At 71.0% G+C, this 24,170-nt stretch carries 23 protein-coding genes; 5 read left to right on the top strand and 18 right to left on the bottom strand.

The genetic code is table 11. The annotated features are described in order from the left end of the window. Positions 1-28: 28 nt before the first annotated feature. On the top strand, positions 29-733 hold the full coding sequence (locus VD659_RS06710; protein WP_423260353.1) for an SDR family NAD(P)-dependent oxidoreductase: 705 nt from the start codon (positions 29-31) through the stop codon (positions 731-733). Between the two features lie 54 nt (positions 734-787). Here the strand turns inward: VD659_RS06710 and VD659_RS06715 are convergent, their stop codons facing one another. Then, positions 788-1,879, bottom strand: coding sequence for a zinc-binding dehydrogenase (locus tag VD659_RS06715; RefSeq protein WP_423260354.1), 1,092 nt, complete (start codon positions 1,877-1,879; stop codon positions 788-790). Between the two features lie 122 nt (positions 1,880-2,001). On the opposite strand from VD659_RS06715, the gene glpK reads away from it, so the two are divergent. Beyond that, the gene (gene glpK, locus VD659_RS06720) at positions 2,002-3,501 is read left to right on the top strand and encodes a glycerol kinase GlpK (RefSeq protein ID WP_423260355.1); all 1,500 of its coding nucleotides are present in this window, start codon (positions 2,002-2,004) and stop codon (positions 3,499-3,501) included. Positions 3,502-3,730: 229 nt separating this feature from the next. Here the strand turns inward: glpK and VD659_RS06725 are convergent, their stop codons facing one another. The 16 genes from VD659_RS06725 to VD659_RS06800 all read right to left on the bottom strand — a co-directional run bounded on the left by VD659_RS06725 (position 3,731) and on the right by VD659_RS06800 (position 19,597). Then, entirely contained in the window at positions 3,731-4,624 is an 894-nt protein-coding gene (locus VD659_RS06725; protein ID WP_423260356.1) for a MurR/RpiR family transcriptional regulator, read from the bottom strand. Next, positions 4,617-5,558: a phosphoglycerate dehydrogenase gene (locus VD659_RS06730; protein ID WP_423260357.1), complete on the bottom strand. Its 942-nt coding sequence runs from the start codon at positions 5,556-5,558 to the stop codon at positions 4,617-4,619. The genes VD659_RS06725 and VD659_RS06730 overlap by 8 nt, the downstream gene beginning before the upstream one ends. Before the next feature lie 8 nt (positions 5,559-5,566). Then, positions 5,567-6,163, bottom strand: a complete 597-nt coding sequence (locus VD659_RS06735; protein ID WP_423260358.1) for a glucose-6-phosphate isomerase family protein — start codon at positions 6,161-6,163, stop codon at positions 5,567-5,569. A gap of 70 nt (positions 6,164-6,233) precedes the next feature. Continuing rightward, the gene (locus VD659_RS06740) at positions 6,234-7,178 is read right to left on the bottom strand and encodes a shikimate dehydrogenase family protein (RefSeq protein WP_423260359.1); all 945 of its coding nucleotides are present in this window, start codon (positions 7,176-7,178) and stop codon (positions 6,234-6,236) included. Further along, on the bottom strand, positions 7,175-8,230 hold the full coding sequence (locus VD659_RS06745) for a zinc-dependent dehydrogenase (protein WP_423260360.1): 1,056 nt from the start codon (positions 8,228-8,230) through the stop codon (positions 7,175-7,177). Before VD659_RS06745 ends, VD659_RS06740 begins: the two co-directional genes overlap by 4 nt. Then, the gene (locus tag VD659_RS06750; protein WP_423260361.1) at positions 8,227-9,393 is read right to left on the bottom strand and encodes a galactitol-1-phosphate 5-dehydrogenase; all 1,167 of its coding nucleotides are present in this window, start codon (positions 9,391-9,393) and stop codon (positions 8,227-8,229) included. The genes VD659_RS06745 and VD659_RS06750 overlap by 4 nt, the downstream gene beginning before the upstream one ends. Before the next feature lie 6 nt (positions 9,394-9,399). After that, positions 9,400-10,236, bottom strand: a complete 837-nt coding sequence (locus VD659_RS06755; protein ID WP_423260362.1) for an SDR family oxidoreductase — start codon at positions 10,234-10,236, stop codon at positions 9,400-9,402. Beyond that, the gene (gene eda / locus VD659_RS06760) at positions 10,226-10,918 is read right to left on the bottom strand and encodes a bifunctional 4-hydroxy-2-oxoglutarate aldolase/2-dehydro-3-deoxy-phosphogluconate aldolase (RefSeq protein ID WP_423260363.1); all 693 of its coding nucleotides are present in this window, start codon (positions 10,916-10,918) and stop codon (positions 10,226-10,228) included. The genes VD659_RS06755 and eda overlap by 11 nt, the downstream gene beginning before the upstream one ends. Further along, positions 10,915-11,760, bottom strand: a complete 846-nt coding sequence (locus VD659_RS06765; RefSeq protein ID WP_423260364.1) for an ATP-binding cassette domain-containing protein — start codon at positions 11,758-11,760, stop codon at positions 10,915-10,917. Before VD659_RS06765 ends, eda begins: the two co-directional genes overlap by 4 nt. Before the next feature lies 1 nt (position 11,761). Further along, entirely contained in the window at positions 11,762-12,835 is a 1,074-nt protein-coding gene (locus VD659_RS06770) for an ABC transporter permease (protein ID WP_423260365.1), read from the bottom strand. Between the two features lie 5 nt (positions 12,836-12,840). Then, positions 12,841-13,881 (bottom strand): substrate-binding domain-containing protein, encoded by a 1,041-nt coding sequence (locus VD659_RS06775; RefSeq protein WP_423260366.1) that lies wholly within the window; start codon positions 13,879-13,881, stop codon positions 12,841-12,843. 87 nt (positions 13,882-13,968) lie between these two features. Next, entirely contained in the window at positions 13,969-15,018 is a 1,050-nt protein-coding gene (locus VD659_RS06780; RefSeq protein ID WP_423260367.1) for a Gfo/Idh/MocA family protein, read from the bottom strand. After that, positions 15,005-15,799 carry an SDR family NAD(P)-dependent oxidoreductase gene (locus tag VD659_RS06785; protein WP_423260368.1) on the bottom strand — a complete coding sequence of 265 codons (795 nt, stop codon included), beginning with the start codon at positions 15,797-15,799 and terminating at the stop codon, positions 15,005-15,007. The genes VD659_RS06780 and VD659_RS06785 overlap by 14 nt, the downstream gene beginning before the upstream one ends. Further along, positions 15,799-16,833 (bottom strand): ABC transporter permease, encoded by a 1,035-nt coding sequence (locus VD659_RS06790; protein ID WP_423260369.1) that lies wholly within the window; start codon positions 16,831-16,833, stop codon positions 15,799-15,801. The genes VD659_RS06785 and VD659_RS06790 overlap by 1 nt, the downstream gene beginning before the upstream one ends. Continuing rightward, positions 16,830-18,413, bottom strand: coding sequence for a sugar ABC transporter ATP-binding protein (locus VD659_RS06795; RefSeq protein WP_423260370.1), 1,584 nt, complete (start codon positions 18,411-18,413; stop codon positions 16,830-16,832). The genes VD659_RS06790 and VD659_RS06795 overlap by 4 nt, the downstream gene beginning before the upstream one ends. Further along, on the bottom strand, positions 18,410-19,597 hold the full coding sequence (locus VD659_RS06800; protein WP_423260371.1) for a sugar ABC transporter substrate-binding protein: 1,188 nt from the start codon (positions 19,595-19,597) through the stop codon (positions 18,410-18,412). Before VD659_RS06800 ends, VD659_RS06795 begins: the two co-directional genes overlap by 4 nt. Before the next feature lie 264 nt (positions 19,598-19,861). Between VD659_RS06800 and VD659_RS06805 the strand changes: the two genes are divergently transcribed. Together VD659_RS06805 and VD659_RS06810 are read left to right on the top strand one after the other, a co-directional pair. Further along, complete coding sequence (locus VD659_RS06805) at positions 19,862-20,620, top strand: FadR/GntR family transcriptional regulator (RefSeq protein WP_423260372.1); 759 nt, start codon at positions 19,862-19,864, stop codon at positions 20,618-20,620. Between the two features lie 53 nt (positions 20,621-20,673). After that, positions 20,674-22,011 carry an alpha-hydroxy acid oxidase gene (locus VD659_RS06810; protein WP_423260373.1) on the top strand — a complete coding sequence of 446 codons (1,338 nt, stop codon included), beginning with the start codon at positions 20,674-20,676 and terminating at the stop codon, positions 22,009-22,011. Between the two features lie 97 nt (positions 22,012-22,108). Here the strand turns inward: VD659_RS06810 and VD659_RS06815 are convergent, their stop codons facing one another. Then, complete coding sequence (locus tag VD659_RS06815) at positions 22,109-23,044, bottom strand: carbohydrate kinase family protein (RefSeq protein WP_423260374.1); 936 nt, start codon at positions 23,042-23,044, stop codon at positions 22,109-22,111. A 189-nt stretch (positions 23,045-23,233) separates the two neighbouring features. Here VD659_RS06815 and VD659_RS06820 point away from each other — a divergent pair, with 189 nt between their 5' ends. Then, on the top strand, positions 23,234-24,091 hold the full coding sequence (locus VD659_RS06820) for a DUF3097 domain-containing protein (RefSeq protein ID WP_423260375.1): 858 nt from the start codon (positions 23,234-23,236) through the stop codon (positions 24,089-24,091). The last annotated feature ends 79 nt before the right edge of the window (positions 24,092-24,170 follow it).

Genomic DNA, 24,170 nt, shown 5'->3' on the forward strand with positions numbered 1-24,170 from the left:
CGACGGGATCGCAGAACGGAGTCGCCCCATGCCCACTTTCACCACTCCTCCCCTCGCCGTCATCACCGGCGGGGGCACCGGGATCGGCCGCGCGGTCGCCGAGCTGCTCGCCGGCCGCGGCTGGAGCATCCGCGCCATCGGGCTCGACGCGGATGCCGACCTGCCCGCGTCGATCTCGTTCCGCCGCTGCGACGTCAGCGACGACACCGCCCTCACCGAGGCGCTGGCCGACCTCGGGCCGGTGAGCGCGCTCGTGACCTGCGCGGCGGTGCTGCGCGACGACGAATGGATCCCCGCGAGCTTCGACCGGGTGCTCGGCATCAACGTCACCGGCGTGCTCGCCGTCGCCGAACTGCTCCGACCGCGGCTCGCCGAGGCCGGGGGCTCGGTGGTCAACTTCGCGTCGATGTGGAGCTATTTCGGCTCGCTCAACTCGCCGGCCTACGCCGCCTCGAAGGGGGCGATCGTGGCGCTGACCCGTTCCCAGGCGGTCGCCTACGCCGAGGAGGGCATCCGGGTGAACGCGGTCGCGCCGGGCTGGATCGCCACGCCGATGTCACGCCGTGCCCGCGACGACGAGGAGCGCTACGCCCGCATCACCGCGCGCATCCCGCTCGGCCGCTGGGGGGCCGCCGACGACGTGGCCCGCGCCATCGGCTTCCTCGTCTCCGACGACGCCTCCTACGTCACGGGCACCATCCTCAACGTCGACGGCGGCTACTCCATCGGCTGACGACCAGGCATCGGCTGACGACCGATCTCCGCGCCGCCTCGTCACGGTGGCGCGTCAGAAGACGACGAGCGTGCGGGCACCCACGCCGGCCACCAGGTCGGCGATGCCGTCGTTGATCTCGTCGAGACGGATGCGCCGGCCGGCCAGGGCCTCGAGCTCGAGCCGGCCGGCGAGGTAGTCCTCCACCAGAGCGGGCAGGTCGCGCTGCGGCTCGAGCGACCCGGCGCGCACGCCGTGCACTCCCTTGCCCGAGTGCAGCTGCCCCGCCGGGAATGCGATCTCGGCGGTGTCGCCGAACACCCCGACCGCCCAGACCGATCCTCCGCGCGCGGTCGCGTCGAGCGCGAGCCCGATCAGGGCCGGGATGCCGACGGCCTCGAACACGTGGTCGGCACCGCCGTCGGTCAGCTCGCGGATCAGCGCGGCGGGGTCGGCGACGGCTGCCGTGTTGACCACGTGGGTGGCGCCGAAGCGCTCGGCGGCGAGCGCGAGCCGCTCGTCGCTGCGGTCGAGCGCGATGACGGTCGCCGCGCCCGCCGCCGCCGCGCCCTGGCAGACGTTGAGGCCGACGCCGCCGGCGCCGATCACCACGACGTGGTCGCCGGGCGCGACCGCGGCGACCTTGCGCGCCGAACCCACTCCGGTGGCCACGGCGCAGCCGAGCATGGCCGCGAGGTCGAGCGGCATGCGGTCGTCGATCACGGTGACGGCGTTGCGATGCAGCACCATCTCCTCGGCGAAGCCGGCGATGTTGGTCCACTGGTGCACCTCGCGGCCACCCTGCGACAGGCGGGGTTCCACATCCGAAGCGCGCATCGTGGCCTCGCGGTTCTGGCACATGGCCGGGCGGCCCGAGAGGCACATCCGGCACTCCCCGCAGAACACCACGAAGCAGGCCACCACATGGTCGCCGGGCACGACGTCGTCGACGGCGGAGCCCACCTCCGTCACGATTCCGGATGCCTCGTGCCCGAGTACGATCGGCATCGGCCGTGCGACGCGGCCGTCGACGACATGGAGGTCGGAGTGGCAGATGCCCACGGCCGCCGTCGCCACCCGCACCTCGTGCGGCTCGAGCACCGCCGGGGTGTCGATCTGTTCGATCGTGAGGGGTTCGTTCGGCGAGTGGAGGACGGCGGCGCGCATGCGGAGACTCCCGTTTCAGTAATTTTTTCTCTTTACGAGTTGCGTTCGGAATAAACTTCGGTCACTCTAGTGAGGGGCGGGAAGCCCGTCAACAAACACGATGAAGTGGATGCGGTTCGACGATGACCAAGACTCATGTGATGGCGCTCGACGCGGGGACCGGAAGCGTCCGCGCCATCCTCTTCCGGCACGACGGCTCAGTGGAGCACATCGCGCAGGAGGAGTTCGAGCAGCACTACCCCGCGCCGGGGTGGGTGGAGCACGACGCCCTCGACATCTGGGAGTCGCAGCGGCGCGTGGCGCTGCGGGTGCTCGAGGAGTCCGGCGTCGAGGCCGGCGCGGTCGCCGCCATCGGCATCACCAACCAGCGCGAGACCTGCGTGCTCTGGGACAAGGCCACCGGCGAGCCGCTGCACAACGCGCTGGTGTGGCAGGACGGCCGCACGGCCGGCTTCTGCGACGAGCTGCGCTCGCTCGGCCACACCGAACTCGTGCGCCACGCCACCGGGCTGCCGATCGACACCTACTTCTCGGGCACCAAGATCAAGTGGCTGCTCGACAACGTGCCCGGCGCCCGCGCGCGGGCCGAGGCGGGCGAGCTGCTCGCCGGCACCATCGACTCCTGGCTGATCTGGAAGCTGACGGATGGCGCGGCGCACGTCACCGACTACTCGAACGCCTCGCGCACGATGTGCTTCAACATCCGCACCCTGCAGTGGGACGAGACCATCCTCGAACTGCTCGACATCCCCGTCGGCATCCTCCCCGAGGTGCGCCCGTCGAGCGAGGTCTACGGGCTCACGGGGGCGGCGGCCGGCTTCGGTGCGGCGATCCCGGTGGCGTCGGCCACGGGCGACCAGCAGGGAGCCCTGTTCGGCCAGGCGTGCTTCACGCCGGGGTCGGTCAAGGCGACCTACGGCACCGGCGGCTCGGTGATGATGAACACCGGCACCACGCTCGTCGAGTCGAAGGCGGGCCTGATCACCACGATCGCGTGGGGGCTCGACGGGCGGGTGGAGTATGCGCTGGAGGGCGTGTTCTTCGGCGTCGGCGTGACCATCAAGTGGCTGCGCGACGAGCTGCGGGTGATCGACAGCGTCGACGAGACCGCCGCCATCGCCGCCTCGGTGCCCGACACGGGCGGCGTCTACCTGGTGCCGGCCTTCACCGGTCTGGCCTCCCCCTACTGGGACCAGTACGCCCGCGCCAGCCTGTTCGGCATCACCCCCGGCACGGGCCGTGCCCAGCTCGTGCGCGCGGCCATCGAGTCGATGAGCTACTCCTATCGCGACGTGATCGACGCGATGACCGCCGAGTCAGGAACACCGCTGCCCGAGCTGCGGGTCGACGGCGGAGCGGTCGCGAACGACTTCCACCTGCAGTTCCAGGCCGACCAGCTCGGCGTGCCGGTGCGCCGCCCTCGGGTGACCGAGTCGACCGCCCGCGGTGCGGCCTTCCTGGCCGGGCTCGCGGTGGACTTCTGGTCGTCACAGGACGAGCTGCGCGAGTCGATCGACATCGAGCGCAGCTTCGAGCCTCAGATGGACGAGGAGACCCGCGAGCGCCTCTACGCCGGCTGGACGAAGGCCGTCTCCCGCACCCTGGACTGGCTCGACCACTGACTCCCTGCCCACCCGGTGGAGTCAGGCAGATGCCGCCCCGGTCCGTACGACGGACAGCTCGACGGAACCTGGGCCGAGGTCTGCGCCGATCCGACGAGGCCCGCAGCGATCATCCTGCGCGACCGCGGCTTGGCGCCGTCCGGTGCGCAGGACCACGTCTACGGCCACTGCTGACGCCCGGCCGACGGGTGCCGGAGCGGTGTCCGCCAGGGCGCCGGGGCGCTAGGCGCTAGGCGCGCGAGCCGCTCACCCGGGTGGGCTTGATGGCCGAGAGGTAGCTCTCCTGGAGGTAGTCGGCCGTCTCCTCGTAGTACTTCGTGGCGTAGGTCGCGTAGAGCACGTCGATGGCCAGCAGCTGCCCCCACTTGGCCGTCACCGACTCGCCGTAGACGTCGGAGCTCGCCACCGTGCCGGCGGTCAGCAGCACGCGGTCGACGACCGAGGCGAGAGCCGAGTCGACGTTCGAGGTGATGCCCACCGTGTGGGCGCCGTGGAACTTCGCGATCTGCGCCGACGAGACCACCGAGGTCGAGTCGCCCGAGTCGCTGATGGCGATCAGCACGTCATTGGCCCCGAGGGTCGCGCTGCCCATCGACTGCACGCTCTGGTCGCGGAAGAAGTGGCACCGCACCCCGGCGCGCACGAAGCGCATCGTGGCGCTCTCGGCGGCCGTCGACGACGACCCCATCGAGGCGAAGTAGACCGAGTTGGCCGAGTGGATGCGCTCCACCGTCTCGGCCATCACCTCGGGGTCGAGCCGCTCGGCCGTGCGCGTGAGCGACTCGAAGCTGCCGTGCAGCACCTTCTCGAGGATGTTCGCCTGGCTGTCGCCCTTGAGCACGCCCTCGTAGACCCAGTTGGCCTTGGGCTCGGCCGCGGCGGCCGGCCGCGAGTAGATCGCCTGGGCGATGCCGAGGCGGAGCTGGTTGTAGCCGTCGAGGTCGAGTTCGCGCAGGAAGCGCGAGACCGTGGAGTCGGCGACCCCGGCCCGCCCGGCCAATTCGGTGATGGAGAGCGCCTGGGCTTCTTCGGGGTTGGTGAGGATCACATCCGCGACACCGCGCAGCGCAGGGCTCAGCGAGCCCGCCCGCCGCGAGATCTGGTGCAGGATGTTGTCAGTCATCGCCTGATCGCTCACGGTCAGAGTCTAAAGCGTCGATCAGATTGTCGACCGCGGCGGAGAGCGCGCGTTCGATGCTCTCTCGCGTGTACCCCCCGATGTGCGCCGTGCCGATGACGGCCGGATGCGCGGTGAGCGCGGTGACGCCCGGAGGCTCCACGGCGTAGACATCGGTCGCGTAGGCCCGGAGGCGGCCTGCGTCGAGTGCGGCGAGCACCGCGGCCTCGTCGACGAGTGAGGCGCGCGCCGTGTTCACCAGGATCGCCCCGGCCGGCAGCGCGGCGAGCGCCGGCCCGTCGATCACCGGCTTGTCGGCCGGGGGCGCGTGCAGGCTCAGCACGTCGGCGCCCGAGAGCACCTCGTCGAGCGGCGCGAAGGCGAAGTCGCCCTCGGGCCGGAAGGAGGCATCCGGATACGCGTCGAACGCGCGCACCGACATGCCGAGGGCGAGCGCCACCCGGGCCACCCGCCGCCCGATCTGGCCGGCACCGACCAGCCCGAGACGCCGGCCGGAGAGCTCGACGCCCTCCCGCCGGCCCCATTCGCCCGCACGGATGCTCGCGGCCGCGAACGGCAGGCTGCGAGCGGCGGCGAGCATCAGTCCGATGGTGAGTTCGGCCACCCCCTGGGCGTTGGCCGCCGGCGCCCGGAGCACCCGCACCCCGAGCTGCTCGGCGGTCACGAGATCGATCGCGTCGGCCCCGGTGCCGTTGCGGGAGATGGCTCGGAGCCGCGGAGCGGCGCGCAGGAGTGCGGCGGGCACGGGTTCGACACCCGCGAGGTAGCCCACGCTGCCGGCCAGCGCATCCTGCAACTGCTCGGGGGTCGGCACCGCGCCGGGCGCCGGGAAGACGACCTCGTAGCCGGCCGCCCGCAGCCGGTCGACGGCGGGATGACCGTGCGCCGACCGGGGTGTGACGACGATGCGCTCGGGCATCGGGAGCCTCAGTTTCCCCAGCGCGGGTTGTCGAGCAGCTCGGGGCTGCCGTCGCGGTCGACGACGATCTTGCGGAAGCCCTTCGTCTCGATGGTTCCGTAGTCGTGTCCGGCGTCGCCGGGGAAGGCGAAGAAGGTGATCAAGGGCTCGTCGGGCGAGGTGTTGACGCTGCGGTGGGCGTAGCGGCCCGGAACGTAGACCGAGCGGCCCGGCCGGAACTCCTCCACCTGGATGTCGCCCTCGGGGCTCTCCATCAGCATCAGCCCCTGACCGGAGAGGCAGAGGTAGATCTCCGCGCTCTCGAGACGGGTGTGGAAGTGCCCCTTGGTCATGAAGTACTCGTCGCCCACCTTGCCGGGGTAGGTGATGCTCGTGCCGTAGGCGACCTCGGTCTCGAGCGAGGGCACCCCGAAGTCGTAGAACTCGTAGCTGAGCACGTCGTCGGCCGCGACGGCGGCGTCGAAGGCGGCGGTGTCGGCATACATGCCGGCCATGGCCGAGAGCGGCCGCTTGAGGGAGGGGCGCTCGTCGGTGAGGCCGGTGGCGAGGTCGAAGGCGGTGGCGACGGCCTTCGTGGTGGGGGTGAGGGGAACTGCAGCGGTCATCGGTCTGTCTTTCGTGTCGGAGGGGATTGCGGGAGGGCGGGAGTCGGAGGGGGGCGGGCGGATGCGTCGCTCAGGAGCGCGCGATGCGCGAGAGGGCGTCGAACTCGGGCCCGGAGGTGGGGATGCCGATGTCGAACACCTGCGCCATCACCCGGGTCCAGCCGTGCAGGAAGTAGAACCAGCCGTCGACGGGCGTCACCCCGCGCTCGGCCTGCCGCCGCGCCTGGTCGAGGAAGACGAGGTCGCCGCGGTAGTTGAAGTCCCACGCCGTCGCGCGGTCGGGAAAGCGACCGGCGTCGGTGAGCGGCGAGCCCGGCCGGTCCTTGCCGAGGCCGGTGGCGTTCACCACCACGGCACCGGGCGAGAGCTCGGCGAGCACCGAGTCGTTGTCATGGGGATCGGGCGCGACCGCGTAGCGGGTCGGGATGCGGAACTCGATCCGGTCGTGGAAGGCCCGCATCTCGTCGAGGCGGCCCGGCCGCCGGTTGGTCACGACGAGTTGCTCCGGCACGCGCCTTCCGGCCAGTCGGCGGCGGTGCAGGTGCAGCGTGAGCGCGAGCGACGAGCCGCCGGCGCCGAGCAGCAGCAGTTCGTCGGGCCCGTCGCCCACGATCTCGTCGTAGGCCAGACCGCTCGTCACGTCGTCCATCGCGTGGCCGAGAAGCCGTCCGCCCCGCTTGGAGATGCTGCTGATCTCGTCGAGCTGAGCCGCCGATTCGCCGATCTCGTCGAACAGGTCACGGCTGGCTTTGAAGAGGTTCAGCTTGTGGGTCGTCACCAGCGCGCCGAGTGCGAAGGGGTCGTCGCGCAGGTGCTCGACCACCCGGCGGTAGACCTCGGGCGCGGAGTCGAGCGGCACGTCGATGCCGACGATCCGCCGGGGGATGCCGAGGTGGTCCGCCCACTTCGGGAAGACCTCCATGATCGACGACGAGCCGGTCGTCACCCCCACGAAGAAGAAGGTCGGCTCGGTCGCCGGCTCCAGGGTGTCGGGCGTGTACACCACGGCGCTCATCGGGTGGCCTCCTCGAAGACGATGACGGACTTCATCCCCTGGCCCGAGCGCGAGTTCTCCATCGCCGCGGCGATGTCCTCGAGCGCGAACCGGGAGGTGATGATGGGCGACAGGTCGATGTCGCTGGTGGCGACGATGTCGATCACGTCGCCGTAATCGGTGACGCTCGATCCGGTGGTGCCGGTGAGGATCTGCTCGCGGTAGTGCAGCGAGTTCACGTCGATCTGGGGTCTCGCCTGGTCGCCGAGTCCGGAGAAGACATTGATCCGGCCGAGCCGGCCCGCGAGGCCGGTGGCCGAGGCGATGACCTCGGGCTTGGAGACGCAGGTGATCACCACGTCGACGCCCTGCCCGTCGGTGAGACGCATGACCTCCTCGTGCAGATCCTGCTCCGAGACGTTGATCAGCTCGTCGGCCCCGAGTCGGCCGGCGATGTCGAGCCGCGGCTGCCGCGTGTTCGCCACGATCACCTGGCGGGCGCCGGCCCGCTTCGCGAGCACCGTGTGGAAGCATCCGATCGGCCCGGCGCCGATGATCAGCACCGAGTCGGCCGCCGACACCCCGATCGCCCGCTGGCCGTGCAGGCAGCACGACATCGGCTCCAGGATCGCCGCGACCTCGTCGCTCAGGAAGTCGGGCACGGGGAAGACGTTCCCGCGCTCGAGCGCGATCGCCGGCACGAGGAGGTATTCGGCGAAGCCGCCGTTCATCGTGATGCCGAAGGCCTCGTAGTCGGGGCACAGCTGGTTGAGGCCTTTGGCGCACATCGCGCACCGGCCGCAGCCGACGTTCGGTGCCACGCTGATGCGGTCGCCCACGGCGAAGCCCTGCACCTCGGCTCCGGCCTCGACGACCTCGCCGGTGAGCTCGTGACCGAGCACGCGGGAGGTGCCCTCGGGGATGCGGAAGTGCCCGTGCTTGCTGATGCGCAGGTCGGTGCCGCAGACGCTCGCCGCGCGCACCTTGACGAGCAGGTCGCCCGGGCCGGGAACCGGGACGGGGAGGTCGCCCAGCTCGATGACGCCCGGCCTGCGGAAGATCGCAGCTCTCATCGTGCACCTCCGGAGAGGGAGGACACGGGGGCGCCGGCATCCGCCGCGGCTTCGGCGGACGCTTCCGCCGCCAGTGCGGCCGACAGGGATCCCGCCAGTGCGGCATCCCGCTCGGCCCAGGCCTCGTCCGACACCGCGAAGATCGTCTTGTTCGACCAGCCCGCCCGATCGGCGAGCCGCTCGAACACCAGCGGCGCATCGTCGAGCGACTCGACGTGGCTCACCAGGTCGTCGACGTCGAGGATGCGGCCGAGACAGGCCACCACCATCTCCCAGTCGTTCACCACCCGCGGGGTGATGACCGCGTTCCACGTTCCGCGCAGCACCAGCTCGCGGCGCAGGATGCGCGACACCGTCTCCTTGGGGAGCGCGACGTCGGTGCTCAGGTCACCGAGCAGGATGACCTGCCCCCGATGCGCCGCCGCGTGCACGGCCTGCAGGAAGGTGACGCCGAGCCCGCTGGCCTCCACCGCGATGTCGACGCCTCGGCCGCCGGTCGCCTCGCGGGCGAGGCCGTCCGACGAGCCGGCGGTGGCGTCGAGGGTCTCGAAGCCGAGCTTCTCGGCCACCTGGCGCTTGCGCGCATCGACGTCGGAGACGAGCACGCGCACCACCCCGAGGATCCGCAGCCACTGAGCGGCGAACAGCCCGATCGGCCCGGCGCCGATCACGAGGGCCGAGGCGTTCGGCGGGATCTCCGCCTTGCGCACGGCGTGCAGCGCCACCCCGGCCGGCTCCACCATCGCTCCCGCGATGAGCGAGGCGCCCTCGGGCAGCCGCACGAGGTTGCGCTCCGGCACCCGCAGGTACTCCTCGAGGCCCCCGTCGCGCCGCGACCCGAAGTAGTCGTAGCGCTCGGCGAGCGTGAACTCGCCGATCTCGGTCATCGGATCCGCGGGGTCGGGGATGCACGGGAAGATCGCCACCCGGTCGCCGGCCGAGAAGTCTCCGCTCGGCGAGTCGGCGACCACCGTGCCGGACATCTCGTGACCGAGCACCAGCGGGAACCCGTAGCCCTTGCCCACGCCGAAGCGGAGCACGTCCGAACCGCACACCCCGACGGCGCCGATCCGCACGAGGACGGGGTCGACCCCGACGGGCTCGGGCATCGGCACCTCGGTGACGACCAGGTCGCGCACCCCGCGCAGCACTGCCGCCTTCATCGGCGCTCAGACCTCCATGCCGTACCGGAGCACCTTGTGCGTGGGGTACAGCGAGAAGGTGGGAATGGTCACGTCGGGGGTGCGGGTGGCGATGTAGAGCGCCGCCTCGGCCACGTTCGACACGTCGATGCAGCTGGCCGAGAGGCCCTCCGCGATCTCCTTCTCGTCGAGCCAGCCGTCGGTGTAGGCGGGCAGGTCGCCGTCGTAGAGGCCCTTGTCGATGATCTCGGTCATCGGGGTGCGCACGTGCGAGGGGTTCAGCACGGTCACGCCGATGTTCTTGTCCATGCCCTCGATCAGGATGTTCTTCGACAGGCCGAGCATGCCGTGCTTGGAGGCGCGGTAGGGGCTATGGCCCGGGCCCGAGGCGACCTTGGTCGACGACGAGCCCATGTTGATGATGCGGCCGCCGCTCGGCTGGGTCTCCATGATGAGGAAGGCCTCCCGGCAGCACAGGAACACCCCGGTGAGGTTGGGGCCGATGGTCTTGTTCCACTCTTCGAGCGTCACCTCGGTGATCGGCGGCGCCAGCGAGTCCCGGCCGGCGCTGTTCACCACGAGGTCGAGACGGCCCCACTTCGCCACCGTCTCGGCGAAGAACGAGCGCACCTGGTCTTCGTCGACGACGTTGCCCGTGATCGCGATCACGTCGCCGCCGCGCTCCACGATGTCGGCGGCCACCTGATCCAGTCGCGCGGTGTCGATGTCGACCATCGCGACCTTCGCGCCGTTCGCGGCGTAGCTCCGGGCGACGGCCTCGCCGATGCCGGAGGCCGCGCCGGTGATCAGGGCGACCTTCCCGGTGAGGGCGTCGCCGGGGGTCGGCAGGTAGTCAGGCACCATGGTGGTGCTCCTTTCCAGATGGTTCTCTGATGGTTCGGACCGCGTCGACGGCGGATGCCGCCCGGCGGGTGATCTCGGCGTAGTCGCCGGCGTCGAGCAGATCGCGGGGTGCGATCCAGGTGCCGCCGCAGGCGAGCACGGAGGAGCGCTGCAGGTAGCGGGGCAGGTCGTCGACCCGGATGCCGCCGGTGGGCATGAAGCGGGCGTGCGGATATGGGCCCGCGAGGGCGTCGATGAAGGCGACTCCCCCCAGCACCTCGGCCGGGAAGAGCTTCACCACGTCGGCGCCCAGGTTCAGCGCACGCTCGAGTTCCGAGGCCGTGGCGGCGCCGGGGATGAACTCGAGGCCGTGCTCCGCCGCGCGGGCGACCACCTCCGGCGTGGTGCCGGGGGCGACCCCGAAGTGGGCGCCGGCCTCGACGGCCGCGTCGACCGACCTCGGAGTGAGGAGCGTCCCGGCTCCCACCACGAAGCCGGGACGCTCGTCGGCGACGGCCCGGATGGCGGAAGCCGCGGCATCCGAGCGGAACGTCACCTCCATGCCCGGCAGACCGCCTTCGGAGAGCGCGTCTGCCAGAAGCACGGCTTGTGCGGCCGAGGAGACCACGACCACGGGGATCACTCCCGCGCTCCGGAGGAAGTCGGCGGTGGTCAGCCGGCTCCCCTCGCTCGTCGTGGTCACGACGCCGTCTCCAGGCCGAGCTGCTCGGGGGTCTTCGCGCCCACCATGAGCGCCACCGCATCCCCCATGTCGATCTGCGAGGTCTCGACCAGGGCGATCCTGCGGCCGAGGCGCTGGATGTGCACGCGGTCGGCCACCTCGAAGATCTGCGGCATGTTGTGGCTGATCAGGATGACCGGGATGCCCCGGGCATTGATGTCCTTGATGAGCTTCACCACCCGGCCAGACTCCTTGACGCCGAGCGCGGCGGTGGGCTCGTCGAGGATGACGACCTTCGAACCGAACGCGGCCGCGCGGGCCACGGCGACGCCCTGACGCTGGCCGCCGGAGAGGGTCTCGACCGACTGACCGACGTTCTGCAGGGTCTGGAGGCCGAGCTCGGACATGGCCCCGAGCGCCTCCTGGCGCATCTTCTTCTTGTCGAGCATCCGGAACACGCTGCCGGCGATGCCGGCCCGCCGGAGCTCGCGGCCGAGGAAGATGTTGCTCGCCACGTCGAGCGCCGGCGACACGGCCAGGCTCTGGAAGACGGTCTCGATGCCGAGCCGGCGCGCCTCCACGGGCGACTTCAGCGTCGTGAGCTCGCCGCCGACGAGGAGCTCGCCCTCGTCGGGCTGCACCGCGCCGGAGAGGCACTGGATGAGCGAGGACTTGCCGGCCCCGTTGTCGCCGATCACGGCGAGCACCTCGCCCTGCCGGATCTCGAAGTCGGTCTCGTCGAGCGCGACCACGTGGCCGTAGCGCTTGACGAGCTTGCGCCCTTCGATCACGAGTTCGTGCGAGCGGGCGGACGCCGCTGCGGCACCGCCCGCGGCCGCTGCTGCTGTCGTTTCCGTAGTCATGTCATCGTCCGATCTTGCGCAGGCGCTGGTCGACGGCGACCGCGCCGATGATGAGGATGCCGATGGTGAACTCCTGCCAGAGGTTGTCGAACCCGGCGAGCGAGAGCCCGCTCGAGAAGACGCCCACGATCACGGCGCCCAGCAGGGTGCCCATGATGCGGCCGCGGCCGCCGAACAGACTCGTTCCGCCGATGACGACGGCCGTGATCGAGGCCAGGTTGTACGACGCGCCGGCCGTGGGCGAGATCGAGCCGATGCGGCCGATCAGGAGCCACGCGGTGACGCCGATGATGAGCCCGGCCACGATGTACACCGACATCAGCACGCGGTTGACCCGGATGCCGCTGAGGCGCGCGGCCTCGAGGTTGTCGCCGACCGCGTAGATGTGGGTTCCCCAGGCCGTGCTGCGCAGGATGTACGCGAACACGAGGAACATCAGGATGGTGAGCACCTGCCCGAAGGTGAACGTCGTGCCGAGCACCTGGAAGCCGGTGCCGAGCCAGTTGAACAGCCCCGGCACGTCGGCGTAGGGAACGCTCTCGCCGCCCGAGAGGAAGATGTTGAGCGCGTAGAAGATGCTCAGCGTTCCCAGGGTGGCGATGAACGGCGGGATGTTCAGCTTCGTGACGATGAGTCCGTTGATCGCGCCGCAGGCCACGCCGACGAGGATGCCGAGCACGAGCGCGAGCTCGGGCGGCAGCCCCATGGCGACCGCCAGCTTGCCCATCACGACCTGCGCGAGGAGCATCACGGCGGCGACCGAGAGATCGATGCCCGCGGTCAGGATGATCAGGGTCTGCGCGATGCCGAGCATCGCGATCACCTGCACCTGCTGCAGGATCAGCGAGAAGTTCTGCAGGGTGCCGAAGTTGGGCGAGACGATCGAGAACACGATCAGGGCGAAGACGAGCACCGCGATCGGGCCGATCAGCGGTCGGGAGAGCATCCGCCGCTCGATCCACTGGATCGGCGTCAGCCGCGCTCCGCCGTCGATCTCGACGAGTCCTCGCGGAGACTTCGGAGCCGGGATGCTCGCCCGCTCGTCCTCGCGCGCGTCCGTGGCGCTTCTGGCCATGTCGCTCAGCCCCAGCACTTGTCGAGACCGAAGGTGGTGTCCTCGGAGTCGACGCCTTGTTGCGGCTTGTCGGTGATCAGGGTGACTCCGGTGTTCGTGAAGTCGAGGCCCTCGCTGTTCTGCGGCTTGGTGCCGTCGGCGAGGTACGCCTTCACGGCCTGCAGGGCCTGCTTCGACATCTCGAGCGGGAACTGCATCGAGGTGGCCGCGATGATGCCCTGCTTCACGTTGGTGACGCCGGGGCATCCGCCGTCCACGGAGACGATCGTGATGGCGCCCTGGAGGCCGGCCGCGACGACCGCCTGATAGGCGCCGGCCGCGGTGGGCTCGTTGATCGTGTAGACGAGGTTGATCGTCGGGTCCTTCTGCAGCAGCTTCTCCATGCCCGTGCGGCCGCCGGCCTCGTTGGCGTCGGTGACCTCGTGGCCGATCAGGCGGGGGTCGCTCTCGTCCCACATCTTCGTGGGGTCGGCCAGGTCGATGCCGAAGCCCTCGAGGAAGCCCTGGTTGCGGGCGACGTCGACCGGGATCTGGTCGGTGCTGAGGTCGAGGGTGGCGATGCGCGCCGGGGTGCTGCCGAGTGCGGCCTTGGCCCACTCGCCGACCAGTTCACCGGCCAGTTTGTTGTCGGTGGCGAAGGTGCCGTCGACGCCGGAGCCGTCTCCGAGCGGCGAGTCCATGGCGAACACCACGATGCCGGCCTGCTGGGCCTTCTTGATGGCGGGCACGATGCCGTCGCCGGCCGGGGTGATGAGGATCGCCTTGGCGCCCTGGGCCGTGAAGTTCTCGATCGCCTTGATCTGGGAGTCGACGTCGCTCTGGCCGTCGCCGCTCGCGACCTGGAGGTTGAACCCCAGCGAGGCGGCCTCGGTCTTGGCGCCGTCGGTCATCTTCACGTAGAAGGGGTTGTCCTGGGTCTTGATGATGAGGCCGACGAGGGGCTCACCGGAGTTCGCAGAGGATGCGCCGGCGCATCCGCTCAGGCCGAGGAGCAGCATCGCTCCTGCGGCGGTCGCAGCGACGATGCTGCGAGTTCGTACGTTCATGATTTCCTCTCGGGGGGTGGGAAATGTTTACCGATGGATTTAGGATAGGGGAAATTTCTTCGATTGCAAGAGAGCGTTGAAAATTTCTTAAGAGAGCTCGACGGGCTCCCCGCCGCGTCGGGCGGACTCCGCCGCCGCGAGCACGAGGGCGATCGAGCCGAGGTTGTCACGCCCGCTCGGCACGGGCTCCCGGCCCTCGCCCAGGGCGTCGAGGAACTCGTCCAGCACGGCGGCCCGCTCCTCCTGGGGCATGTCGACGAGCGACATCGCCATCACGTCATCGCTCTTCTCGAGTCCCCCGGGCAGATAGATGGTGTCGGCGAACTCGGAGGGCCGCAGGGTCACCTCGTTCGCCGCCCAGTGCAGCGAGCCGCGGGTGCCGTGGACGTCCCAGGAGCCGTCCCAGGTGGTGAGCGGCCCTCGGGAGACGTAGCTCCCGGTCCAGGACACGACCGCGCCGTCGGCCGTCTCGAACTCCACGAGCGCGCTCGCGTTGCCGGCGAACCACGACCAACTCGGATTGAAACTGCGCGCCCGCACCCGGACCGGTTCGAGCCCGAAGACGCCACGCACGAAGTCGAAATGGTGGATCGCCATGTCGACGATCAGCGGCTCCGCCATCTCGGTGCGGAACCCCGTGAACGGCGACGCCTTCTGGAAGGTGCCGAAGACCTGCTCGACCCGCCCGATCCGGCCGGTCGCGATGAGCTGCTGCACGGTGCGCGGCCCGCGGCGGAAGCGGAAGGTCTGCGAGATCATCAGCGCCCGGCCGAGCGAGTCGGCGAGTTCGACCACCGGGCGCGCCTCCTCGAGGGTGGGGGCGAACGGCTTCTCGAGCAGCACGTCGAGCCCGGCGTTCAGACACAGGATGCTCACGGGGGCGTGCAGAGCGGGCGGCACGACGACGAGCGCCGCGTCTGCCGCGATCGCAGCCAGGGCATCCTCGGGCCGGGTGAACCGGGCCGCCTCCGGGAGCCCGAGCGCGTCGCCGACCGACCGGAGCGCGGCGGCATCCGAGTCGACGATGGCGACGAGCTCGGAGCGCGGGGAGGCGGCGAGCTCGCGTGCCCAGCCCTCCCCCCACCAGCCGAGGCCGATCTGGATGAAGCGGCGCACCGACTGCTCAGAAGATCGCACGACGGATGCCCCCGTCGACGGAGACGGCAGAGCCGGTCGTGGCGGCCGCCTGCTCGGAGCTGAGGTACACCACGAGGTTGGCCACCTCCTCGGTGCCGACCGCGCGCTGGATGATCGAGGTGGGCCGGTGCTCCTTCACGAAGGCGTCGGTCTGCTCGCGGGGCGAGAGGTGCGCGTTGGCGCCCATCTTCACGACGAAGTCGGAGACGCCCTCGGAGAACGTCGTGCCGGGCAGCACCGAGTTGACCGTGACGCCCGTGCCCGCCATCCGCTCGGCCAGCCCGCGGGCCACGCCCAGCTGCATCGTCTTCGTGGCGCCGTAGTGCATCATCTCGGGCGGGATCTGCAGGGCCGACTCGCTCGAGACGAAGACCACGCGGCCCCAGCCGTTCTCGACCATGCCGGGCAGGTAGTGACGCGCGGTGCGGATGCCGCTGAGCACGTTGACCTCGAAGAAGCGCAGCCACTCCTCGTCGTCGATGTCGAAGAAGTCGCGGGGCTCGAAGATGCCGAGGTTGTTGACGAGCACGTCGACGGCCGGCACGGCCTCGAAGAGCGCGTGGGCCCCCGCGGCACCGCTGAGATCGGCGGCCACCGGGGTCACCGTGCCCGCGAAGCCGGCGGCGTCGAGGGAATCGGCGGCGGCCCGGAGTTTGGCGGCGTCACGGCCGGTGATGACGACGTCGGCCCCGGCCTCGGCGAGCCCGGCGGCGACGGCCAGCCCGATGCCCTGACTGGAGCCGGTGACGAGGGCCTTCTTGCCGGTGAGTTCGATGCGCATCAGAGTGCTTCCTTTCGTAGGTACCGGGTCGCTGCGACGGCGCCGATCAGCGCCACCCCGGTGAAGATGGGTTCGAGCCAGAACGGGGCGCCGAGCAGCGCCAGGCCGGTGGTGCCGACCTGCAGGGTGACGACCGCGATCACCGTGCCCCACACGTTGAACGTGCCGGGCGAGATGGCGGTCGCACCGAGGTAGGCGGCGGCGAAGGCCGGCAGCAGGAACGGCGGACCGACGGTCGGGTTGCCGCTGCCGAGGATGCCGGCCTGCACCACGCCCGCGATCCCGGCGAGCGCGCCGGCGCCCGCGAACGCTCCGATCGTCAGGCGCGCGACGGGCACGCCCGACAGGCGCGCCGCATCCTTCGAGCCGCCGATGGCGTAGAGGAAGCGGCCGATCGGCGTCATCGTGAGCACGTAGGCAACGACGATCGCCACGATCGCAGCGTAGACGACGGGCAGGGGGATGCCGAAGAGATCGCCCTTTCCGAGCGAGGTGAGCTCGACCGGGATGTTCTCGTAGAAGACGTTGCCGAGCGTGTAGGCGCCGATCACGCCGGTCAGCACCGTGCTCATGCCGATCGTGACGATGAACGAGTTGATTCCCACCTTCGTGACGAGCAGTCCGTTCACCACGCCCACGAGTGTGCACGCGGCGACGGCGATCACGATCGCGAGGTACACCGGAACACCCTGTTGCGAGGTGAGGCCGGTGACGAGGATGAGGCCGAGGCCGAGGTTCGCCGCCACCGAGAGGTCGAGCTCGCCGACGATGAGCGGCAGCAGCAGTCCGATCGCCAGGATCGTGAGCACGGCCTGGAGGTTGAGAACCGTCTTGAGGTTGTCGATCGTGGCGAAGGTGCTCGGCGCGAGGATGGAGAACACGACGACGAGCAGCACGAGCAGGAGCGGCAGGGCGATCCGGGCGAACAGCAGCGAGCGCGGCTCTCGGGGGTGCGGGTCCGCCGGCGGCACGGCCGCCCGGGCGGCGGTCTCGGTGGGCGGTTCGTGGAGTGGGGTGGATCGGGGCGCGTTCATGCCGGGGGCTCCTGTCGTGAGGGGGAAGGTTCGGCGGCAGCGTCGTCGTCGAAGTACATCGCCTGGGTCACCCGCTGCGGCGTGAGCCCGGCCGTCGGCCAGTCGGCGACGAGCCGGCCGTTGCGCAGCACCAGCACGCGGTGGCTGAGCGCGATCGTCTGCTCGATCTCGGAGGAGATGAGCACCACGGCCGCGCCGTTCTCCGCCGCGGCGGCGATCATCCCGAAGATCTCGGCGCGGGCTCCGACGTCGACCCCCTGCACCGGCTCGTCGAACACGAGCAGGGCCGGGTCGGTCTCGAGCCACTTCGCGATGACGACCTTCTGCTGGTTGCCGCCGGAGAGCACGCGGAATTTGCGGCCGGCCGCGGCCGGGCGCACGTCGTACTCGCGGATCAGCTCGCGCACGCGACTGCGCTCACGACCGCGGGAGAGCCGGGTGCCGCGCCAGAACCGCCGGATGGTGGTGAGGGTGAGGTTCTCGGCCACGCTCATGTCGAGCACCCCGCCCTCCCGCCGGCGGTCCTCCGGGATGAGGGCGATGCCCGCGGCGACCGCCCGGCGGGGGGAGTGGCGGCCCAGCACGCGACCCCGCAGCTCGATCCGGCCGGCGGTCGCGGCCTGCTCGCCGAAGAGGATGCGGGCGAGTTCGCTGCGGCCCGAGCCGAGCATCCCCGCCACTCCCACGATCTCGCCCGGGCGCAGGCGGAAGCCCACGTTCTCGAGACGGTTGCCCGAGAGGCCGTCGACGGTGAGGACGGAGTCGCCCGCGGGCGCGGTGTCGCGGCTCCGCACGATCGTCTCCACGTCGCGGCCGACGATGTGACGAACGAGCGAACCGGTGTCGGTGTCGCTGATGCGCACGGTGTCGACGTTCTCGCCGTCGCGGAGGATCGTGGCCCGGTCGACGAAGGCGCCCAGCTCGTCGAGCTTGTGCGTCACGTAGAGCACGGCGACCCCGCGCTCCACGACCTTGCGCACGGCGGCGAACAGCCGGGCCGCCTCGGCGTCGGGGAGCGCCGCGGTGGGCTCGTCGAGCACGAGCACGCGCGCGCCCGCGCCGGCTGCACTGAGCGCCCGGGCGATGGCGACGATGGTCTGGGAGGCCACCGGGAGGTCGGCGACCCTCGCCCGAGGGTCGAGGTCGGCGTGGCCGAGGGCCGCCAGCTCCGCCGAGGCGCGGGCCCGGAGCGCCCGCCAACGGATCGGCGCCAGCCCACGCGTGTCGTAGTGCTGCGAGAGGGCGAAGTTCTCGGTGATCGAGAGGGTGGGCACGAGCCCGAGATCCTGGTGCACGAAGACCAGGCCGAGCTGGGCCGCCTTCGCCGGCGGATACGGCAGATCGACGAGCTCGCCGTCGATCCGCAGCTCGGCACCCTCATCCGGTTCGTAGAACCCGGCGAGGCACTTGATGAGCGTCGACTTGCCGCAGCCGTTCTGGCCGAGCAGAGCATGCACCTCGCCCGCGACGAGCTCGAGGTCCACTCCTTTCAGCGCCCGTTGCCCGGCGAAGGACTTCGCCAGCCCGCGCACGGAGAGAACCGTGCGCGGGCCGGCGGAGACCGGGATGACGTCGGTCACTTCACGCCCCAGGACTTCTCGTACAGGACGTTCGCGTCGAAGTCACCGTCCCAGCCACCGGTGGCCGGGGCGTTGTCGGCCGTGATGAGCTTGCCGGTGACCCCTTGGTCGACGCCGTCCTTGCCGTTGAAGATGCGGTTGAGGTTGTCGACCTGGCCGTAGCCGGCGCGGTTGAACGCGAATCCGATGGACGCGGCCTGGAAGCCGTTCGTGCGGATCATCTCGGTGTTGGCGACGTCCGCGTCGACGGAGATGCCGAAAGCCTTCTGCGGGTCGGCGAGCCCCGCCTGCTGGAGGCCCTGCGAGATGAACAGCATCGCGGCGTCGAAGCCGGCGAAGAGCACGTTGTAGTCGGGGTTCGCACGGGCGAGCTGAGCCACCCGGCTCGGCGCGGTGGTGGAGATCTCCGCGGCCAGGAACGACCCCTCCGCGACCTGCTCGCAGCCGGCTCCGGCGGCCTGGCAGTCGGCGATGAACTGCTTCAGCCCCGCCACACGGGCCTTGACGGTGTCGAACTCGTCGTCGGTGAGGATGATGAACTTCGGCGGGGCGCCGAACCGGGCCTGCGCCTCGAGGTAGGCGTATTCGCCGAGCAGGTATCCGGCCTTGTTGTTCTGGTCGAGCGGCGGGATCACCGCCTGGTAGAGGTCGTCGGTGTTGCCGCACATGTTGCAGACCACGGCGATGCCCGCGGTGCGGGCCGCCTTGATGTCGGCCTGGAAGGGCGCCGCATCCGTCGAGGTCAGGAGGATGGCGTCGGCCTTGCTGGAGATGGCGCGCTGGATGGCGGCGGAGATCTTCGATCCGTCGCTCGCCGGGTCGTCGATGGTCGCCTTCCAGCCGAGCAGCTGCGCGGCCTCCTGCGTGGAGCGCGCGGGCCGGGCGCAGCCCTCGACCGCCATGGAGCACGGGATGATGACGAGCGACTTGCCGCTCACGACGGGCGGGCCGTCGGTCGGCACCGGGTTCGACTCGGGGGTCTGCGCGGCCGAGCCCTTCTCCACGTCGGCCTTCACCTTCGCCTGGAAGGCGGCGGTGTCGGCGCTCGAGGCGGTCGAGGTGGGGGCGGTCGTGCCGCCGGCGCCTCCACCGGCACAGCCGGCCAGGGCCAGGGTCGCCGTCGCTGCGAGGGCTGAGCCGAGCAGGACGAGCCGGTGCCGGCGGGAGTTTCTACGCTGAAACATGAGTGATGGCCTCTCTCAGGGTGCGCGCCGCCCGCTCGGGGAGGAGTGGCGCGTGTTCACCGTCCTTGGTGATGGGGCCGAGGTTAGCAAGAAGTTTCTGTTTCTGCCTAGTTAAAAGTAGTAATTACTGTTTTCTTCGACGAGACACTCAGGTGAGCGGCGGCTCGCCGAACACTGTCGAGCAGCCCAAGGCGCGTGCTACTGTGGTCTGACCGTGTGGTCTGACCACATTCGGCTATCCGAGACGCGAGGAGGCAGAGCAGCGTGACCGACGCATCCGTCGCCCCTCTCGACACCGCCCGCGCCTGGGAGGTCGTGCTGCAGCACATCGAGGGCGAGCTGATCTCGGGCGCGCTCAGGCCCGGCGATCACCTGCCCGCCGAACGGGCCCTCGCCGCCGAGCTTCGGGTCGGGCGCTCGAGCGTGCGCGAGGCCATCCGGGTGCTCGAGGTGCTGGGGCTCATCCGCACCCAGTCGGGATCCGGGCCGCAATCGGGCGCCATCATCATCGCCCGGCCCTCCGGCGGCCTGGCCGCTCTCGTTCGGCTGCAGGTGGCGGCCCACGGCTTCGCGGTGCGCGACGTGGTGAAGACGCGCCTCGTGCTCGAGTCGGCCGTGGTGACCGAGCTCGCAGAGAATCCCGCCGCCGAGCTGAGTGCGGCCCGCGAGCTGCTCGACGCCATGGAGGCCGTGCCGGCCGCGGATGCGCCCGCCACGTCGCGAGACGAGTTCCTCACCCTCGACCAGGCCTTCCATCTCGCGCTGGCCGCGGCCTCGGGCAACGAGGTGATGGCCGCCATGATGGGCGGCCTGCGCGACTCCGTCGAGGCCTACGTGCGCGTGGGGGCATCGTTCCTCCCGTCGTGGGAGACCACCTCCGCCCGCCTCAAGACCGAGCACCGCGGCATCGTGGCGGCGATCGACGACGGCGATGCGGAGCTGGCGCGCACGCGCATCCGCGAGCACATCGAGAGGTACCACGCCGAGACCGACGTCTCGGGCATCCACGCCCACACCCCCTAGACACCACCGGCGGCCGCGAGCCGCACCGACCACCCACCGACCGGAGGAACACCATGGTTCAGCGCCGCATCCCCAAGATCAAAGACCTCGCCCCGCTCATGCAGTTCAAGGCGCCCGAGCTCAACGCCAAGAAGCGCCGGCTCGCCGCCGCGCTCACCGTCGAAGACCTGCGCACCATCGCCAAGCGCCGCACCCCGAAGGCCGCGTTCGACTACACCGAGGGCGCGGCCGAGGCCGAGATCAGCCTCTCGCGCGCGCGTCAGGCCTTTCAGGACATCCAGTTCAACCCCGCCATCCTGCGCGACGTCTCGACCGTGAACACCGGATGGGACGTGCTCGGCGCCCCCGTCGCCCTGCCCTTCGGCATCGCGCCCACGGGCTTCACGCGCATGATGCAGACCGAGGGCGAGGTGGCCGGGGCGGGCGCTGCCGGCGCGGCGGGCATCCCGTTCTCGCTCTCCACCATGGGCACCACCGCCATCGAAGACGTGAAGGCCGCGAACCCCACGGGGCGCAACTGGTTCCAGCTCTACATGTGGAAGGACCGCCCGCGCTCGATGGCGCTCGTCGAGCGCGCCGCAGCCGCCGGCTTCGACACGCTGCTCGTGACCGTCGACGTGCCCGTGGCCGGCGCGCGGCTGCGCGACAAGCGCAACGGTTTCTCCATCCCGCCGCAGCTCACGGCCGGAACCGTAGTGAACGCCATCCCGCGGCCGGAGTGGTGGATCAACTTCCTCACCACCGAACCGCTCGCCTTCGCCTCGCTCGACCGCTGGTCGGGCACCGTCGGCGAGCTGCTGGACTCGATGTTCGACCCCACGGTGACCTTCGAGGACCTCGAGTGGATCAAGGCGCAGTGGCCCGGCAAGATCGTGGTGAAGGGCGTGCAGAACATCGCGGATGCCCGCCGGCTCGCCGACCTCGGCGTCGACGGCATCACGCTCTCGAACCACGGCGGGCGCCAGCTCGACCGGGCGCCGATCCCCTTCCACCTGCTGCCGGATGTCGCGCGCGAGCTCGGCAAGGACATGGAGATCCACCTCGACACGGGCATCATGTCGGGGGCCGACATCGTCGCCTCCGTCGCGCTCGGCGCCCGCTTCACGCTCGTGGGGCGCGCCTACCTCTACGGGCTCATGGCCGGGGGACGCGAGGGCGTCGACCGCATGATCGGCATCCTCGGCGAGCAGATCTCGCGCACCATGCGCCTGCTCGGGGTGAACTCGCTCGAGGAGCTGAACCCCTCGCACGTGACGCAGCTCGAGCGACTCGCACCGCGCGTGGTGGCGCCGGCGGCCGTGCAGGCGGCCGAGGCGGCGCCGGCGAAGCGCGCACCGGCGCGCAAGCCTGCCGCGGCGGCCGCTGCTGCCGCCTCAGCCGCCGCGAACTAGGGGGCCCGACCGCCCCCGCCCGTCGACCGGTCGCATTGTGCCCCCATCGCGGCCTCGGAGCGGCACAATGCGACCGGTCGATGCGAGAGGTGGCGGCTCAGCCCTCGAGGTCGGCGAGGGTGGGCGGGTTCGCGCCCGCGCGGGAGACCGTGACGGCCGCGCAGCGGGCGGCGAAGGCGCCGAGGTCCTGGAGCCGGGCGGCGTCGAACGCGCTGCCGTCGCGCAGCGCCTCGGGGGCGATGCCCTCGTCGAGCATCGCGGCCAGCCGGCAGATCAGGGCGCTCATGAACGAGTCGCCCGCGCCGATGGTGTCGGCCACCACGACCGGGGCGCCGGCCACGGACATCCGCTCGGCCGCGGTCGCGAGGATCGCGCCGTCGCCACCCCGGGTCACGACGACCAGCGCCGGGCCGAGGGCCAGGATGCGGTCGATCGCGTCGTCGGCCGAGGCGCCCGGATAGAGCCAGGCCGCGTCTTCGTCGCTGAGCTTCAGCAGGGTGCTGAGCGCCGCGATCTCGGCGAACCGCTCGAAGGCCGCGGCGTGCGTGCCCACCAGAGCGGGGCGGATGTTGGGGTCGAAGGTCACGACGGCGCCGGCGGCCCGGGCCTCGCGCAGCCCCGCGACGACCGTCGAGGCGCCCGGCTCGACGAAGGCGCCGAGCGAGCCGGCGTGCACGATGTCGGCCGTGGGCATCCGGATGCCGTCGGGCAGTGACCAGCGCACGTCGAAGTCGTACTCGGCCGATCCGTCGGTCTGGATGTGCGCGGTGGCCGAGGACGTCTGCTCGTCACGGAAGGACTCGGGCGCGATGGTGACGCCCGCCGACTCGAGGTGCTGCACGATCGCCTCGCCGCGCTCGTCGGCGCCGAGGGCGGTGAGCAGCGTGACGGGCACGCCGAGGCGCGCGACGCCGAGCGCGATGTTCATGGGCGAGCCGCCCGGATGCTCGACGAGGATGGGCGAGCCGTCCACCTCGGGGGCGTCGACGACGTCGATGAGCGATTCGCCGACGGCGAGCACGGATGCGGTCACGGCCTGCCTCTCTGCTGCTGCGGTCGCCGCGTGCGGCGGTGCTGCTTCAGCCTAGACGCCGGGGCGGTCTGGCGATGGGGTCGGCGGGGCGGTCATTGCCCGGCCCGATCGGGGGGCGCCCGGCCCGGCGCCGGCGGCGCACCGGGCCGGCTGCGGCGCGGGCGCCGGGTGGCCGCGTAGCCTGCTGAGGTGCCTCTCGACCCCGACCCCTTCGACCGCTACGGCTCCGACGTGCTCGCCGACTACAAGCGCCGGGCCGCGCCCGTGGCCCTGCCGACGGTCGAGGCCGTGTTCGACCTCGTGGTGGAGGAGGTCGCGAGCGACTTCTGCGGCAGTGTCGTGAGCGTCGAGGGCCGCATGGTGGAGCTCGAGGACCGGCACGGCAAGCGGCGGGTGTTCCCGCTCGGCGGCGGATTCCTGCTGGAGGGCCGCCCGGTGCAGCTCGTGCATCCGAAGGCCGCGGCTCCGGCGGGCCGGCAGCGCACCGCCTCTGGTTCGTTCGCAGCGCCGCTCGAACGCGCGCGCGTCGCCCGCCCGAGCCGCATCTACGTGGAGGGGCGGCACGACGCCGAGCTCGTCGAGAAGGTGTGGGGCGACGACCTGCGCGGCGAGGGCGTGGTGGTCGAGTACCTCGAGGGCGTCGACGACCTCGACGCGATCGTGCGCGACTTCGCGCCGACGCGCGCGCGCCGCGTCGGCGTGCTCGTCGACCACCTCGTGGCCGGATCGAAGGAGAGCCGCATCGCCGAAGCCGTGGCGCGCGGGCCGTTCGGGGCGCACGTGCTCGTGGTGGGGCATCCCTTCGTCGACATCTGGCAGGGCGTCACGCCGAAGGCCCTCGGCATCCGGGCCTGGCCCACGGTGCCGCGAACGCTGGAGTGGAAGCACGGCATCTGCGAGGCCTTCGGCTGGCCACACGCCTCGCAGGCCGACATCGCGCACGCCTGGAAGCGCATCCTCTCGCGCGTGAACTCCTACACCGACCTCGAGCCCGTGCTGCTCGGCCGGGTCGAGCAGCTCATCGACTTCGTGACCGAGCCCGAGTAGCCGGCGCCGGCATCGACCAGTCGCACTGTGCCCCTCAAAGGCCACAATGGGGGCCACCTGCGACTGTTCGATGGGCCGG

It is taken from the genome of Herbiconiux sp. 11R-BC (genome assembly GCF_049472555.1).
In the GTDB taxonomy this organism is placed as follows: Bacteria; Actinomycetota; Actinomycetes; order Actinomycetales; family Microbacteriaceae; genus Herbiconiux.